Genomic DNA, 13,987 nt, shown 5'->3' with positions numbered 1-13,987 from the left:
ACAACGGTTCACAACGTTACGGCGGCCATAGCGGCCAGGAAACACCCGGACCCATCCCGAACCCGGAAGTTAAGCCAGCCAGCGCCAATGGTACTGCACCCGACAGGATGTGGGAGAGTAGGACGCCGCCGAACAACTTCTCCGATGGGGGCCATCTTCGCTAATGGCCCCCATCGCTAGTGTGTGGGGGTCGAGATCCGGCACCCCATCGATCCTGACGATCCGGCGAGGAGTGACAGACGTGGCAGACGGCGGTCGACGGACGCCCTCGGGTGCCGGGAAGGGTCGCACCCCAGGTGGGCGTCCCAACCCGCGCGGAGCTGACCAGCGCGGCCAGAGCCGCGGAGCCGACCAGCGCGGTCAGGGGCGTCAGCAAGCGGGCCGTGGCCGCCGCCAGGACTGGTCTCGGCCGGCTGACCGACAAGACGTTCCCCGCTCGGAGGACCAGGCGAGGTACGACGGCCCGCCGATCCCCGAGGAGATCACCGGGCGCGAGCTCGACCGGAGCGTCAGCGCACAGCTGAAGGGCCTGCCCGAGCGTCTGGCCCTCCGGGTCGCGCGCCACCTGGCCGCGGCGGGCACCTTGATCGACTCCGACCCCGAGACCGCCTACCAGCACACGCTGGCAGCTCGAGCCCGCGCCTCGCGGCTCGCCGTGGTGCGCGAGGCGACCGGGGAGGCGGCGTACGCCGCCGGCCACTACGCCGAGGCCCTGTCGGAGCTGCGCGCCGCCAAGCGGATGAACGGCGCCACCGACTACCTGCCGATCATGGCCGACTGCCACCGCGCGCTCGGACAGCCCGAGCAGGCGCTGAAGCTGGCCAGGAGCCCGGCAGTCGCGAACTTCGGGTCCGCGGCGAAGGCCGAGATGACGCTGGTCGAGGCCGGCGCCCGACGCGACCTCGGTCAGCTCGACGCAGCCGTACGGACCCTGGAGCTTGCTCCCGTACAGTCCAAGAGCCGCGAGTCCTGGGTGGTGCGCCTGCGCTACGCCTACGCCGACGCCCTGGAGGCGGCCGGGCGAGACAAGGATGCCTTGGCGTGGTTCCACCGGACCGACGCCGTCGACCCGCAAGAGCTCACGGACGCCGCGGCGCGCGCCGAGGCGCTCGAAAGTCGCCTCGGGTGAGCTGCGCCACCTGCTGGTGTTTCTGCGCACCATCGGCCACAATGACTTCATAACTGCACACGTGTCACACAGGTAGATCCTCATCTGCTGCTGAGCCCGCTGGGGAAGGCGTCGCTCGGATGCCGTTGATGAAGGAGAAGCCCCGGTGACCGCACACATCGCCAGCCGCCCCGCTCCGACAACGCGGGGCGTGTTGTACGTGCATTCCGCGCCTTCGGCGCTGTGCCCACATCTGGAGTGGGCCGTGGGGGGCGTGCTGGGCACCGCCGTCAGCATGGAGTGGACCCCGCAGCCCGCGCAGGCCGGCAGCTATCGGGCCGAGCTGTCGTTCGCGGGCGAGGTCGGCACCGCGGCGGCGATCGCCTCGGCGCTGCGCGGATGGAACCACCTGCGCTTCGAGGTCACGGAGGACGCCACCGCACAGTCCGAGGGCGGGCGCTACAGCTACACCCCCGACCTCGGTGTCTTCCATGCCGTGACCGGCCTGCACGGCGACATCATGATCCCGGAGGATCGGCTCAAGGCCGCCGTGGTCAAGGCGGCCCTCGGTGACACGACCTTGCTGCTCGAGATCGACCGGCTGCTCGGGAAGCCCTGGGACGACGAGCTGGAGACGTTCCGGCACGCGGGCGAGGGCGCCCCCGTGCGTTGGCTGCATCACGTGGTCTGAGCGAGGACGTTCCGATCCGGCGAAGCCGGACCGGAACCTCCCGCAAGGAACGCCGCAGCGAGCTCGCTCGCCGGGCGCCTCACAGCAGGCCGCTGGCACCAGGCCGCGTCACGGTGCTCAGAGGGGGATGTTGCCGTGCTGTCCCCGGCGGACGCCGTCGGCCTGGACCGCGTCGTCGATCGCTCGGGCGATGGCGCTGCGCGTGCGCGTGGGCTCGACCAGCTCGTCGACGACGCCGATCTCCCGCGCCTTCTCCACGCCGCCGGCGAGCCGCTCGTGCTCGGCGGCCAGCTCCGCCTCGACCTGGGGCCGGATCTCGGGGGAGACCTCGGCGAGCTTGCGGCGGTGCAGGATGCGGATCGCGGCCACGGGTCCCATCACCGCCACCTCGGCCCCGTCCCAGGCGAAGACCTTGGTGGCCCCGAGAGCGCGTGAGTTCATCGCGATGTAGGCACCGCCGTAGGTCTTGCGCGTGATCAGGGTGACCCGCGGTACGACGCACTCGCCGAAGGCGTGGAGCAGCTTCGCACCTCGCCGGACGACGCCGTCCCACTCCTGCCCGACGCCGGGCAGGTACCCCGGGACGTCGACCAGGACGATCAGGGGCACGCCCAGCGCGTCGCACAGGCGCACGAACCGCGAGGCCTTCTCGGCGGAGAGCGAGTCGAGGCAGCCGCCGAGCCGCAGCGGGTTGTTCGCGACGACCCCGACCGTGCGTCCGCCGAAGCGGCCCAGCGCGGTCACGATGTTGGGGGCCCAGCGCTCGTGGAGCTCCTGCATGGAGCCCTCGTCGAGCATCGTCTCGACCAGGGGATGGACGTCGTAGGCGCGCTTCTTGGACTCGGGCAGAACGCTGGACAGGTCGCGGTCCTCGACTGCGGCGACGTCCAGGTCGCCCTGGTCGCCCAGCAGGGAGGCGACCGTGCGGGCACGCTCGAGCGCGTCGGCCTCGCTCTCGGTGAGGATGTGGACGACGCCGGAACGACGGCCGTGCGGCTCGGGACCGCCGAGCCTCAGCATGTCGACGTCCTCGCCCGTCACCGAGCGGACGACGTCCGGGCCGGTCACGAAGATCCGGCCCTCGGGGCCGAGGATCACCACGTCGGTCAGGGCCGGACCGTACGCCGCGCCGCCGGCGGCCGGGCCGAGCACCACCGAGATCTGGGGGATCTTGCCCGAGGCCTGGGTCATCACCTGGAAGATCCGGCCCACCGCGTGCAGCGAGAGCACGCCTTCGGCCAACCGGGCACCGCCGGAGTGCCACAGCCCGATGATCGGCGCCTGGTCGATCATCGCCCGGTGGTAGGCGTCGACCACGACGCGACAGCCCTGGTCGCCCATGGCCCCGCCCATCACGGTGGCGTCGGAGCAGAAGACGACGACTCGTCGGCCCCTGACCCGGCCGACCGCCGCGAGCATCCCGCTGTCGTCCTCGGGGGTGATCGCCTCGAACGTGCCCTCGTCGAGCAGGGCTGTGATCCGGTGGACCGGGTACCGCGGGTTCTCGGTCCGAGGAGGCTTGGCGACCGTGGCTGTCATGGCTCACACGCTCCCGAAGGCGACGGCGACGTTGGCTCCACCGAACCCGAACGAGTTGTTGAGCGCGGCTGCGTCTCCCGGGCGGAGGTCGCGCGCCGTCGTCGGGATGTCGAGCTCGACCCGGGGGTCCTTGTCGTCGAGGTTGATCGTCGGAGGGCTGACTCGGTGGTGGAGGGCGAGCACGGTCGCGATCGCCTCGAGTGCGCCGGCGCCGCCCAGCAGGTGCCCGGTCATGGACTTGGTGCTGGTGACCACGACGTCGTCGGCGTGGGAGCCGAGGGTCGCGTGGATCATCAGGCCCTCGGCGATGTCGCCCTGCGGGGTCGACGTGGCGTGGGCGTTGATGTGAATGACGTCGGAGGGCTCGATGCCCGACTCCGCCAGCGCCCGCCGGATCGCGCGGGTGCCGCCGCGTCCTTCGGGGTCGGGCTGGGCGATGTCGTGGGCGTCGGCGGTGATGCCCGCGCCCAGCACCTCGGCGTAGATGCGGGCGCCGCGAGCCTTGGCGTGCTCCTCGGACTCGAGCACCAGCACACCGGCGCCCTCACCCAGCACGAAGCCGTCGCGGGCGGAGTCCCACGGTCGCGAGACGGTGGTCGGGTCACCGGCGTTCTTCGACAGGGCCATCATGTTGGCGAAGGCCGCCATCGGCAGCGGGTGGATGGCCGCCTCGGTGCCGCCCGCGAGGACGATGTCCGCCCGGCCCAGCCGGATCTGGTCGAGCGCCAACGAGATGCCCTCGTTGCCGGAGGCACAGGCCGAGACCGGCGTGTTCACCGCGGCGCGCGCTCCGACGTAGAGACTGACCTGGGCCGCGGGTGCGTTGGGCATCAGCATCGGGACCGCGAGCGGTGAGACGCGTCGCGGGCCCTTCTCCAGCAGCGTGTCGTAGTTGGAGAGCAGGGTCGTGACGCCGCCGATCCCCGAGGCCATCGCCACCCCGAGCCGGTCGTGGTCGATCTCGGCATCGGCCAGGCCGGAGTCTGCCCACGCCTCCATCGCCGCCACCATCGCGAACTGGGACGAGCGGTCGAGGCGTCGTGCCCGCACGCGCTCGAGCACCTCGCTGGGCTCGACCGCGATCCGGCCGGCGATCTTGACCGGGGCCTCGGCCGCCCACTCGTCGTCCAGGTGGCGGACACCGGACTGCCCCTTGACCATGGCCTCCCAGGTGGTGGCGACATCGCCACCGAGGGGGTTGGTGGTGCCCATGCCGGTGACGACGACACGCTTGCGCTCAGGGTGGGCAGTCATGTGACTCCTCGTGGGTGGAGGGGGAGGCGGACGAGCTCTGCGGCCCCCCGGGATCGCCGGGGGACCAGCGGGCGGCTCAGCCCTGGGCGTTCTCGATGAAGGAGACGGCATCGCCCACGGTCTTGAGGTTCTTCACCTCGTCGTCGGGGATGGAGACGCCGAACTTCTCCTCGGCAGCCACGACGACCTCGACCATGGACAGCGAGTCGACGTCGAGGTCGTCGACGAACGACTTGTCGAGCTGCACGTCCTCGACGGGGATGCCTGCGACCTCGTTGACGATCTCGGCGAGGTCGGCGCGGATCTCTTCGGTGGTGGCCATGTGAGTGGGTCCTCTTCCTTTGTTGTCACCATCGGTGATGGGTGGTGGTCCGCGCCACGCCAGGCGCGAGCACGGTCAGGGAACGGCGATGACCTGGGCGGCATACGCCAGGCCGGCACCGAACGCGATGAGCAGAGCGATGTCGCCGCTCTTGGCCTGGCCCTCGTCGATCATCCGATCGAGCGCCAGGGGGATCGAGGCCGCCGAGGTGTTGCCCTGCTCGGCGATGTCGCGGGCGATGACCACCCGCTCCGGGAGCTTCATCGCGCGGGCCATGGCGTCGATGATCCGCATGTTGGCCTGATGGGGCACGAAGACGTCGAGGTCGTCGGCCGCGATGCCGGCCTTGTCGAGCGCCTGCTGGGCGACCTTGGCCATCGTGAACGACGCCCAGCGGAAGACGGGGTTGCCCTGCATCGTGAGGTAGGGAAGCACTGGCCGGTCCATCGCCACGATGTCGCGCCAGTCCTCCTTCTGCCGGATCAGGTCGAACTGCTCGCCGTCGGAGCCCCACACCACCGGTCCGATCCCCGGGGTCTGGCTGGGCCCGACGATCGCCGCGCCCGCACCGTCGGCGAAGATGAACGCCGTTCCGCGGTCGGCCATGTCGGTCAGGTCGGAGAGCCGCTCGACCCCGATCACCAGGGCGTAGTGCGCGGCGCCGCCGCGCACCATCTGGTCGGCCAGGGCGAGCCCGTGGCAGAAGCCCGCGCAGGCGGCGGAGATGTCGAACGCCGCGGCCTGGTCGGTGCCGAGCTCGTAGGCGATGGCGGTCGCGATCGCCGGAGTCTGGAGCAGATGGGTGACGGTGGCGACGATGACGCAGTCGATCTGCGCCGGCGCGATGCCGGCGCGCTCGATGGCCTTGCGCGACGCCGCCACCGACATCATCTGGACGGTCTCCTCGGGGGAGGCGAACCGACGCTGCCGGATGCCGGAGCGCTGCTGGATCCACTCGTCGCTGGAGTCGATCGCATCGACGATCTCGGCGTTGGGGATCACCCGCGAGGGGCGGTAGCTGCCGACCCCGAGGACCGCGGAGTACGACGAGCCGGTCTCGGTCGCGATCGTGGCCATCAGGCTGCTCCGACCGGGTGGAGGCGAACCAGGGGCTGGCCGGGGGAGACCAGGTCGCCGTCCTCGACGAGCCACTCGACGACCTGGCCGCCGTGAGGTGCCTTGACCTCGGTGCGGTCGCGCAGGCTGGCGACGTCGCCCAGCGCGGCACCGGGCTCCAGAACGTCGGCGTCGCCGGCCTCCTCGGAGCGGTGGAAGGTGCCCTTGGCCGGTGAGACCACCATCAGCCAGGTCGGCGTGGTGTCGATGACCGAGGCCTCGCCGTGCTTGGCACAGAACGCGCGGGCGTCGTCGAGCTGGTCCGGCGTCTTGAGGGCGAAGGTCTCCACGCCGGGCAGAGCACGCTTGGCGATCCCGACGAGGGTGCCGGCCGGCGGCATCTCGAGCAGACCGGTGACCCCGAGGTCGGTCATCGTCTCCATGCAGAGGTCCCAGCGGACGGGCTCGGCGATCTGGCGGACGATGCGCCGCATGATCTCGCGGCCGTCCTGGATGACCTGCCCGTCGCGGTTGGAGATCCAGGGCGTCCGAGGATCGTGGGTCGAGACCGAGCGGGCGAGGGTGGCCAGATGACCGACCGCGGGCGCCATGTGCTCGGTGTGGAAGGCTCCCGCCACGCTGAGCGGGACCAGCCGGGCCTTGGCGGGCGGGTCGTCGGCGAACGCCGCCAGCTGCTCCATCGTGCCGGCCGCGACCACCTGGCCGGGGCCGTTGTTGTTGGCCGCGACCAGTCCCTGGGCCTCGATCGCCGCGAGGACCTCCTCGCGGTCGCCGCCGAGCACCGCGGTCATGCCGGTCGCGGTCGTCGCTGCCGCCGTGGCCATCGCCTTGCCGCGCTCTCGAACCAGGACCATGGCCTGCTCCGCGGTGATCGCCCGCGCGCCGGCCGCCGCGGCCAGCTCGCCGACACTGTGCCCGGCCACGGCGCCGATCTGGCGGAAGACGTCGGCGGGATGGGGGAACAGCTCCAGGGCGGCGATCAGCCCGGTCGCCACGAGCAGGGGTTGCGCGATCTGGGTCTCGCGGATCGTCGCGGCGTCCGCCTCGGTGCCGTAATGGGCCAGATCCAGCCCGGCGACCGTCGAGAGCCAGGCGAACCGCGAGGCGAAGGTCGGGTCCTCCAGCCACGGGGTCAGGAAGCCGGGTGTCTGGGCACCCTGGCCGGGAGCGACGATGACGAGCACGGGTCCAGCCTTGCGGGTGGCGGGGTCGGGATGCGCCTCGGGCACGCACGAACTCGCCCCTGAAGATTTGTAGGGATCCTACAAATTCGCGAGGGTGCCCCGCCTGCGCACCTCAGACGCTGTCAGGGGGCCGGTGCGCCTGCCGGCCCAGCACGAGGGCCAGCTGCAGCGTGAGACTCTCGCGGGGGTGTGTCGCCGAGAGCCCGGTGAGCTCGGCGACCTGTCGAAGCCGGTACCGCACGGTGTTGGGGTGCACGAACAGCGCACGCGCGGTCGCCTCGAGCGACTGTCCCTGGCCGAAGTACGCCGAGAGCGTGTCGACCAGGGTCTCCCTGGCCTCGCTGAGGGGCTGGTAGACGGCCTCGACGAGGTGGCGTCGCGCGTGGCCGTCACCGGCCAGCACGCGCTCCGGCAGGAGGTCGTCGCTGGCGACGGGGCGAGGCGCGTCCGGCCAGCCGGCGGCGGCCCTCAGGCCGGTGATCGCGGTCCGCGCCGAGACGTGAGCCGAGGCGAGGTCGTCGGCCCGCGGGCCGACCACGACGGGACCGCTGCCGAAGAAGCGGACGACGGCCTGGGCGGCCTTGTCGGTCTCGTCGTCGCGGACCCCGCCGAGGATCACCACGAGCCGCTCGCCCTGGGTCGCGCACAGCGCGTCCATCCCGGCTCCCCGGGCCACCCGGCGTACCTGGTCGAAGAGGTCCTCGGTGCGCGGGTGCGGAGCCGAGCCCAGCACCACGGTCACACCCTCGCGGTCGGCCCAGCCCAGCGCACTCGCGCGCGACGCGACCGACTCGTCGGCCTCGGCGCGCAGCACCGAGTCGACGACGAGCGCCTCCAGCCGGGCGTCCCAGGCACCGCGGACCTCGGCGGCACGCGCGTACACCTCGGCCGTCGCGAAGGCCACCTCGCGGGCGTAGCGCAGCACGGCCGCGTGCACCTCCGGCGCGTCCTGCGTCTCGACGATCCGGTCGACGTTCGCCTCCACGACCTCGATGCCGAGTCGCACGAGGTCGACCGTCTGGCCGAGCGTGATCACTCCGGTCATGCTGCGGGGGGCGGCGCCGAAGACGGCGGCTGCGGTGTCTCCGGGTGAGGCGTCGTCGTCGTCGAGCCGGAACCAGTCGACGAAGCCCTGGATGCCTGCCTGGAGGATCTGCCCCACCCAGGACCGGCTCTCCGCGGCGAGCTCGCCGAACCACGGCATGTCGGTGAGCATCCGCGACATCGCCTCCGAGCTGAGGGCGCCCGTGGAGCGCCGCAGGGCGTCCGCCGCGCGCTCGCGCGAGCTCTGCTCACCCGGACTCGCTGGTACGGCGCGCACGCTCACCCACCCGACCCTAGTCGGTGCGATTTCGTCCGCGTGCCGAGTTTTGGGCAGGCATACCGGGGGTACGTCTGGTTGAATCCGTCGGACCGCCCCGGGTCGGCCGGGCGAGAGCAGGAGGCCGCGCCGCTGATGCGCCAGCACCCCGTGCAGCACGTGAGGATCCACGGCCACCGTCGCGCCTACGTGAAGGCGGGCTCCGGCCCGGTCCTCCTGCTGCTGCACGGACTCGGCTGCACGCATCGCACCTGGCTGCCGGTGCTGGACGCGCTGGCGCGCCGCTACACCGTGATCGCACCTGATCTGCTCGGGCACGGCGAGTCCGACAAGCCGCGCGCCGACTACAGCATCGGCGCCTTCGCCAACGGCATGCGAGACCTGCTCACCGTGCTCGACGTCGACAAGGTCACCGTGGTCGGCCACAGCCTGGGCGGCGGCGTGGCGATGCAGTTCGCCTACCAGTTCCCCGAGCGCACCGAGCGGCTGGTGCTGGTCGGGTCCGGCGGCCTCGGGCCCGAGGTGTCCGCTGCCATCCGGGCGATCACGGCGACCGGCTTCTACCAGGTGATGGGCGCCCTCACCCTGCCCGGCGTACGCCAGGTCGGCACCGCTGGTCTGAAGGCCCTCTCGCGCACCGGCCTGAAGGAGTTCCGTGACTTCGACGAGGTCGCGGCCATCTACGAGTCGTTCCGCGACCCGGCCGCGCGGGCCGCGATCCGGCACGTCGTCCGCGCAGTCATCGACTGGCAGGGACAGGTTGTCACGATGGCCGACCGTGCCTACCTCACCGAGGCGATGCCGATGCTCGTCGTCTGGGGCGAGGACGACCGGGTGATCCCGGTCAGTCACGCCGCCCGGGCCGCCGAGCTGGCACCGAAGGCCCGGATCGAGGTGATCCCGAGCGCCGGGCACTTCCCGCACAAGGACCATCCCGAGCGGTTCGTGCGGATCCTCGACGACTTCCATCGCAGCACCGCTCCCGCGTCGTACTCCCGGGCGCGGTGGCGCCGCCTGCTGCGACAGGGCCCGGCAGCCGGCACCCCGCTCGAGTCGGTGGCGGCCCCCGGCGCCTGAGCGCCCTGGCGCCCGGGGAATAGACACGCCGTACGACGTCTTGGCCGAGGTATGGCTAAGACGTGGTTCATCACAGGTACCTCGCGCGGGTTCGGGCGCGAGTGGGCGATCGCAGCGCTGGAGCGTGGGGACCGGGTCGCGGCGACCGCTCGCGACACCGCCAGTCTCGACGACCTGGCCCAGAGGTACGGCGCGGCGCTGCTGCCGCTCGCGCTCGACGTGACCGACCGGGATGCGGACTTCGCGGCGGTCGCGCGGGCCCACGACCACTTCGGCGGGCTCGACATCGTCGTGAACAACGCGGGCTACGGCCACTTCGGGATGGTCGAGGAGATCACCGAGGACGAGGCGCGTCAGCAGCTCGAGACCAACGTCTTCGGCGCCTTGTGGGTGACGCAGGCGGCGCTGCCCTACCTGCGCGACCAGGGCAGCGGCCACATCATCCAGGTGTCCTCGATCGGCGGGATCACGGCGTTCCCGCGCGTCGGGATCTACCACGCCTCGAAGTGGGCACTGGAGGGGCTCAGCCAGGCTCTGGCGCAGGAGGTCGCCGGCTTCGGGGTGCACGTCACCCTCGTCGAGCCGGGCGCCTTCTCGACCGACTGGTCCGGGTCGTCGTCCAGCACCTCCGAGCAGCTGCCGGCCTATGACGAGGTGCACCGAGTGACCCTCGAGACGCGGGCGCGGCGAGCGAGCGACCCGGGCGACCCGGTCGCGACGCGGGAGGCGATCCTGCGCGTGGTCGACGCGGATGAGCCACCGCTCCGGGTGTTCTTCGGTGCGGTGCCGCTGTCCCTGGCTACGGCGGACTACGAGTCACGGCTGAAGACCTGGAACCAGTGGCAGGACGTCGCGCTGATCGCGCAGGGCGGGGAGGGATCCTGAGATGGAGCTCGACGACGCGGTCGCTGCGGCCCGGGCCAACCACCAGTCGGTCCTGACGACGCTGCGTCGAGACGGCAGGCCCCAGCTGTCGAACGTCGTGCACTGGGTCGGCGACGACGGCCTGATCCGGGTGAGCACGACGGCGGAGCGCGCGAAGTACCACAACCTCCGGCGCGACCCGTGGGCCGCGCTGAAGGTCGACGGGGAGAGCTTCTGGTCCTACGCCGTCATCGAGGGGCAGGCGTCGTTCTCGGCCGTCGCGACCGACCCGCACGACGCGGCCGTGGACGAGCTGGTGGAGTACTTCAGGGGCGTCAACGGCGAGCACTCGGACTGGGACGACTACCGCAGAGCCATGGTGGCCGAGCGCCGCGTCGTCGTCCGCCTCACCCCGACCAGGGCCTACGGCGCCCTGCGCTGACCAGGCAGAAGGTCACCGCCGTCAGCTGACGGGCTTGGGGGGCAGGCTGATCCGGATCCGCGTGCCTCGACCGTCGGCGGCGGGGGAGTCGATGTCGATGCGGCCGCCGTGCCGCTCGACGACGATGCGGCGGGCGATGTCGAGTCCGAGGCCGGTGCCCTTGCCGACGTCCTTGGTGGTGAAGAACGGCTCGAACGCGCGGGCCACGACCTCCGGTGGCATGCCCGAGCCGGTGTCCGCGATCTCCACCACGACCCCCTCGCCGTCGGCGCGGGTGCGGATGGTCAGCGTGCCCTGCCCGTCCATGGCGTCCACGGCGTTGTCGACCAGGTTGGTCCAGACCTGGTTGAGCTCGCCGGGGTAGGCCTCGATCCGGGGGACGTCGGCGTACTCCCGCACGACGTACACCCCGCTCTTGAGCTTGTGCCCGAGCATGGTGAGGGTGCTGTCGATGCCGTCGGCCACGTCGATGCGCTGCGCCGAGGCGCGGTCCATCTGGGAGTAGGAACGGACTGCCGAGACCAGGTCGGAGATGCGGTGCACGGCGTCCTTCAGGTCGACCAGCAGGCTCTTCGAGGTGACGGTCGCCGCGACCCACTCCAGGCCCGGCGTCAGCGCGTCGTCGCCCAGCGCGACGTGCGCCCGCTCGCACCAGGCGGTGTCGACGCCGCCGGCTGCCAGCGAGGAGGCCAGGATCCACGCACCGGGGGTGGCCACCCCGTGGCGGGTGAGCCAGCCCGCGAGCTCGTCCTCGCGGTCGGCGATGGCGAGGGCGTCCAGCGGGGTCGGCGCGGCGACCGAGCCGGCGTGCTCGCGGCGCAGCTCGTCGAGCGCGCTGAACTGCGCGGCGGAGATGTCGTCGTGCGCGAGCCGGGTGAGGGCCTCCAGGAGGGCGTCGCAGCACTCGCCGAGCGCGTCGACCGTGCGGGTGGCCGCCGCGGCCGGGTTGTTGATCTCGTGGGCCAGGCCGGCGGCGAGCGTGCCCAGGGTCACCAGCGCGTCGCGCTGACGCACGGTCGACTCGATGGAGCGCGCGGTGCTGTGCAGGCCGCCGATGAGGTGGCCGGCCAGGGGGAACCAGTGGTTCACCAGCTCGCGCAGCTGCGGAGCGTCCAGGCGCAGGAGGCGCCCTGGCGTCGCGCCCCGACCGGTGGCCATGTAGATGCCGTTGTCGTCCCAGGCCCGGAACCCGCCGGCCCATCGGCCGGGCACGTCCATCCGGGCTACGACGACGTCCTCGCGACCGACCTTGCGCGCCAGGTCGAGGGAGCCGGACAGCAGGACCCACCAGTCGTCCGCGCGGTCGCCCTCGGTGAACACCACGTCGCCGGGGCCGAAGGAGACCTCGTCGCCACCGCTCGCGAGCTCGGCCAGCTGGTCGTCGGTCAGCCCGGCGAACAGGTCGATGCCGCGCAGCTCGTCGACGTCCATGGGGTTACCTCCGGGTCAGACCGTGGCGAGATAGCGGTGGATCAGGTAGATCGACATCGCGCCCTCGCCGACCGCGGAGGCGACCCGCTTCATCGACTCCAGCCGGACGTCGCCGGCCGCGAACACGCCGGGGACGCTGGTCTCGAGGGCGAACGGCGAGCGAGACAGCGCCCACGGGGCGCTCGACGTCACGACGTCCGGTCCGGTGAGCACGAAGCCGTGGGTGTCGCGGGCCACCGAGCCGCCCAGCCAGTCGGTGCGCGGCGAGGCGCCGATGACGACGAACAGCCACGACGCCTCGACCACCTCGCCCTGTCCGGTCGCGCGGTCACGAAGCGTCAGCCGCTCGAGATGACCCTCGCCCCCGGCCGCGCCGACCTCCGTGCCGGTCCGCACCGTGACGTTGGGAGCCGCCGTGATGCGGTCGACGAGGTACGTCGACATCGTCGCGAGCAGGTCCGCGCCGCGCACGAGCAGCGTCACGTGCTCGGCGTGGCGGGCGAAGTTGAGCGCGGCCTGGCCGGCCGAGTTGGCGCCACCGACGACGAAGACCTGGTCGCCGGCGGTCTGCGGCGCCTCGGCCGCGGTGGCGCCGTAGTAGACGCCCCGGCCGGTGAGGTCCGCGATGCCGTCGGCCCCGAGCCGGCGGTAGGACACGCCGGTGGACACCACGACCGACCTGGCCTCCACCTCGCCCCCACCCTCGAAGAGCACCGCACGCACCGTGCCGCGAGCCTCCAGCCCGACGACCTCACGGGCCAGCACGAGCTCCGCGCCGAAGCGCGACACCTGCGCCAGGGCGCGCTGGGCGAGGTCGGAGCCGCTGAGCCCCTTGGGGAAGCCGAGGTAGTTCTCGATCGCCGAGCTCTGCCCGGCCTGGCCGCCCGGCGCCTCGCGCTCGACGATGACGGTGCTCAGGCCCTCCGACGCGGCGTACACCCCGGCGGCCAGCCCGGCCGGACCCCCGCCGACGATGCAGACGTCGTAGAGCGGGCGCTCGGCCTCGACATGCAGGCCGAGGGCCGCGGCCGCCTCGAGCAGCGTCGGCGCCCGCAGCGGCTCGCGGTCGGGCACCAGCACCAACGGCAGGTCGCCGGCCAGGCTGCCCGCGAGGCCGAAGAGGCGAGTGCCCTCGTCGTCGCGCTCCACGTCGTACCAGCGGTAGGGGACGTGGTTGCGGGCCAGGAACGTCTTGAGCTCGTGGGTGCGCTCGGACCAGCGGTCGCCGACCACCTGCACGTCGTTGGTGACCTCGGGATGTCCGCGACGCCAGTCGCCGAGGAGGTCGTCGACGACGGGGAACAGCCGGTCCTCGGGCGGGTCCCACGGCTTGAGGAGGTAGTAGTCGAGCCCGATGTCGTTGATCGCCGCGATCGCGACGTCGGTGTCGGCGTACGCGGTGAGGAGGAGCCGCTTTGCCTCCGGCGCGAGCTCGCGTGACTCGCCGAGCAGCTCGATCCCGGTCTTCTCCGGCATCCGCTGGTCGCTGACGACCAGGGCGACCGGATCGGTGCGCAACGCGAGGGTGCCCAGCAGGTCGAGCGCCTGGGCGGCCGACGTCGCGGCCAGCACGCGGTACTCCGACCCGTAGCGCTGCTTGAGGTCGCGTGTGAGCGCGGCGGAGACCTGCGGGTCGTCGTCGACGGTCAGGATCGTCGGCCGGCTCATGTGGTGCTG

At 72.1% G+C, this 13,987-nt stretch carries 13 protein-coding genes and 1 rRNA gene; 6 read left to right on the top strand and 8 right to left on the bottom strand.

The genetic code is table 11. The annotated features are described in order from the left end of the window. Nucleotides 1–17: 17 nt before the first annotated feature. The 3 genes from rrf (at nt 18) to VHW64_RS19260 (ending at nt 1,799) form a co-directional block, all read left to right on the top strand. Nucleotides 18–134: ribosomal RNA gene (rrf, locus tag VHW64_RS19270) — 5S ribosomal RNA — on the top strand. 107 nt (nt 135–241) lie between these two features. Continuing rightward, complete coding sequence (locus VHW64_RS19265) at nt 242–1,129, top strand: tetratricopeptide repeat protein (RefSeq protein ID WP_329652199.1); 888 nt, start codon at nt 242–244, stop codon at nt 1,127–1,129. Between the two features lie 145 nt (nt 1,130–1,274). Continuing rightward, entirely contained in the window at nt 1,275–1,799 is a 525-nt protein-coding gene (locus VHW64_RS19260) for a DUF3145 domain-containing protein (RefSeq protein ID WP_414690543.1), read from the top strand. Between the two features lie 117 nt (nt 1,800–1,916). Here VHW64_RS19260 and VHW64_RS19255 read toward each other — a convergent pair whose 3' ends face one another. From VHW64_RS19255 to VHW64_RS19230, 6 genes are all read right to left on the bottom strand, one after another. Further along, the gene (locus VHW64_RS19255) at nt 1,917–3,338 is read right to left on the bottom strand and encodes an acyl-CoA carboxylase subunit beta (protein ID WP_329652198.1); all 1,422 of its coding nucleotides are present in this window, start codon (nt 3,336–3,338) and stop codon (nt 1,917–1,919) included. Between the two features lie 3 nt (nt 3,339–3,341). Continuing rightward, on the bottom strand, nt 3,342–4,592 hold the full coding sequence (gene fabF, locus VHW64_RS19250; RefSeq protein WP_329652197.1) for a beta-ketoacyl-ACP synthase II: 1,251 nt from the start codon (nt 4,590–4,592) through the stop codon (nt 3,342–3,344). Between the two features lie 76 nt (nt 4,593–4,668). Further along, nucleotides 4,669–4,914: an acyl carrier protein gene (locus VHW64_RS19245; protein WP_151081886.1), complete on the bottom strand. Its 246-nt coding sequence runs from the start codon at nt 4,912–4,914 to the stop codon at nt 4,669–4,671. A gap of 75 nt (nt 4,915–4,989) precedes the next feature. Continuing rightward, nucleotides 4,990–5,991 carry a beta-ketoacyl-ACP synthase III gene (locus VHW64_RS19240; protein WP_329652196.1) on the bottom strand — a complete coding sequence of 334 codons (1,002 nt, stop codon included), beginning with the start codon at nt 5,989–5,991 and terminating at the stop codon, nt 4,990–4,992. Beyond that, on the bottom strand, nt 5,991–7,175 hold the full coding sequence (locus VHW64_RS19235; protein WP_329652195.1) for an acyltransferase domain-containing protein: 1,185 nt from the start codon (nt 7,173–7,175) through the stop codon (nt 5,991–5,993). Before VHW64_RS19235 ends, VHW64_RS19240 begins: the two co-directional genes overlap by 1 nt. 112 nt (nt 7,176–7,287) lie before the next feature. Beyond that, on the bottom strand, nt 7,288–8,502 hold the full coding sequence (locus tag VHW64_RS19230) for a PucR family transcriptional regulator (RefSeq protein ID WP_329652194.1): 1,215 nt from the start codon (nt 8,500–8,502) through the stop codon (nt 7,288–7,290). A gap of 129 nt (nt 8,503–8,631) precedes the next feature. Here VHW64_RS19230 and VHW64_RS19225 point away from each other — a divergent pair, with 129 nt between their 5' ends. Genes VHW64_RS19225 through VHW64_RS19215 form a run of 3 tightly spaced genes read left to right on the top strand, consistent with a single transcriptional unit; the run spans nt 8,632 to nt 10,879 of the window. Next, a complete protein-coding gene (locus tag VHW64_RS19225) occupies nt 8,632–9,573 on the top strand; it encodes an alpha/beta fold hydrolase (RefSeq protein WP_329652193.1) in 942 nt (313 codons plus the stop codon). Between the two features lie 51 nt (nt 9,574–9,624). Next, nucleotides 9,625–10,458, top strand: coding sequence for an SDR family oxidoreductase (locus VHW64_RS19220; protein ID WP_329652192.1), 834 nt, complete (start codon nt 9,625–9,627; stop codon nt 10,456–10,458). 1 nt (nt 10,459) lies between these two features. Then, on the top strand, nt 10,460–10,879 hold the full coding sequence (locus VHW64_RS19215) for a PPOX class F420-dependent oxidoreductase (RefSeq protein ID WP_329652191.1): 420 nt from the start codon (nt 10,460–10,462) through the stop codon (nt 10,877–10,879). A gap of 21 nt (nt 10,880–10,900) precedes the next feature. Here the strand turns inward: VHW64_RS19215 and VHW64_RS19210 are convergent, their stop codons facing one another. Together VHW64_RS19210 and VHW64_RS19205 are read right to left on the bottom strand one after the other, a co-directional pair. After that, nucleotides 10,901–12,310, bottom strand: a complete 1,410-nt coding sequence (locus tag VHW64_RS19210) for an ATP-binding protein (protein ID WP_329652190.1) — start codon at nt 12,308–12,310, stop codon at nt 10,901–10,903. Nucleotides 12,311–12,325: 15 nt separating this feature from the next. After that, nucleotides 12,326–13,978, bottom strand: a complete 1,653-nt coding sequence (locus VHW64_RS19205) for an FAD-dependent oxidoreductase (protein ID WP_329652189.1) — start codon at nt 13,976–13,978, stop codon at nt 12,326–12,328. Between the last annotated feature and the right edge of the window lie 9 nt (nt 13,979–13,987).

The sequence above is a fragment of the Nocardioides sp. genome, from assembly GCF_036267815.1.
Classification (GTDB): Bacteria; Actinomycetota; Actinomycetes; order Propionibacteriales; family Nocardioidaceae; genus Nocardioides.
Note: the sequence above shows the minus strand (reverse complement) of the source record. Positions and strands in the feature narration are given on the sequence as shown.

Excerpts from the sequence above, each read along its gene's own strand:
- VHW64_RS19255 (WP_329652198.1), bottom strand. The coding sequence starts at position 3,338 with ATGACAGCCACGGTCGCCAAGCCTCCTCGGACCGAGAACCCGCGGTAC.
- fabF (WP_329652197.1), bottom strand. The coding sequence starts at position 4,592 with ATGACTGCCCACCCTGAGCGCAAGCGTGTCGTCGTCACCGGCATGGGC.
- VHW64_RS19245 (WP_151081886.1), bottom strand. The coding sequence starts at position 4,914 with ATGGCCACCACCGAAGAGATCCGCGCCGACCTCGCCGAGATCGTCAAC.
- VHW64_RS19240 (WP_329652196.1), bottom strand. The coding sequence starts at position 5,991 with ATGGCCACGATCGCGACCGAGACCGGCTCGTCGTACTCCGCGGTCCTC.
- VHW64_RS19225 (WP_329652193.1), top strand. The coding sequence starts at position 8,632 with ATGCGCCAGCACCCCGTGCAGCACGTGAGGATCCACGGCCACCGTCGC.
- VHW64_RS19220 (WP_329652192.1), top strand. The coding sequence starts at position 9,625 with ATGGCTAAGACGTGGTTCATCACAGGTACCTCGCGCGGGTTCGGGCGC.
- VHW64_RS19215 (WP_329652191.1), top strand. The coding sequence starts at position 10,460 with ATGGAGCTCGACGACGCGGTCGCTGCGGCCCGGGCCAACCACCAGTCG.
- VHW64_RS19210 (WP_329652190.1), bottom strand. The coding sequence starts at position 12,310 with ATGGACGTCGACGAGCTGCGCGGCATCGACCTGTTCGCCGGGCTGACC.
- VHW64_RS19205 (WP_329652189.1), bottom strand. The coding sequence starts at position 13,978 with ATGAGCCGGCCGACGATCCTGACCGTCGACGACGACCCGCAGGTCTCC.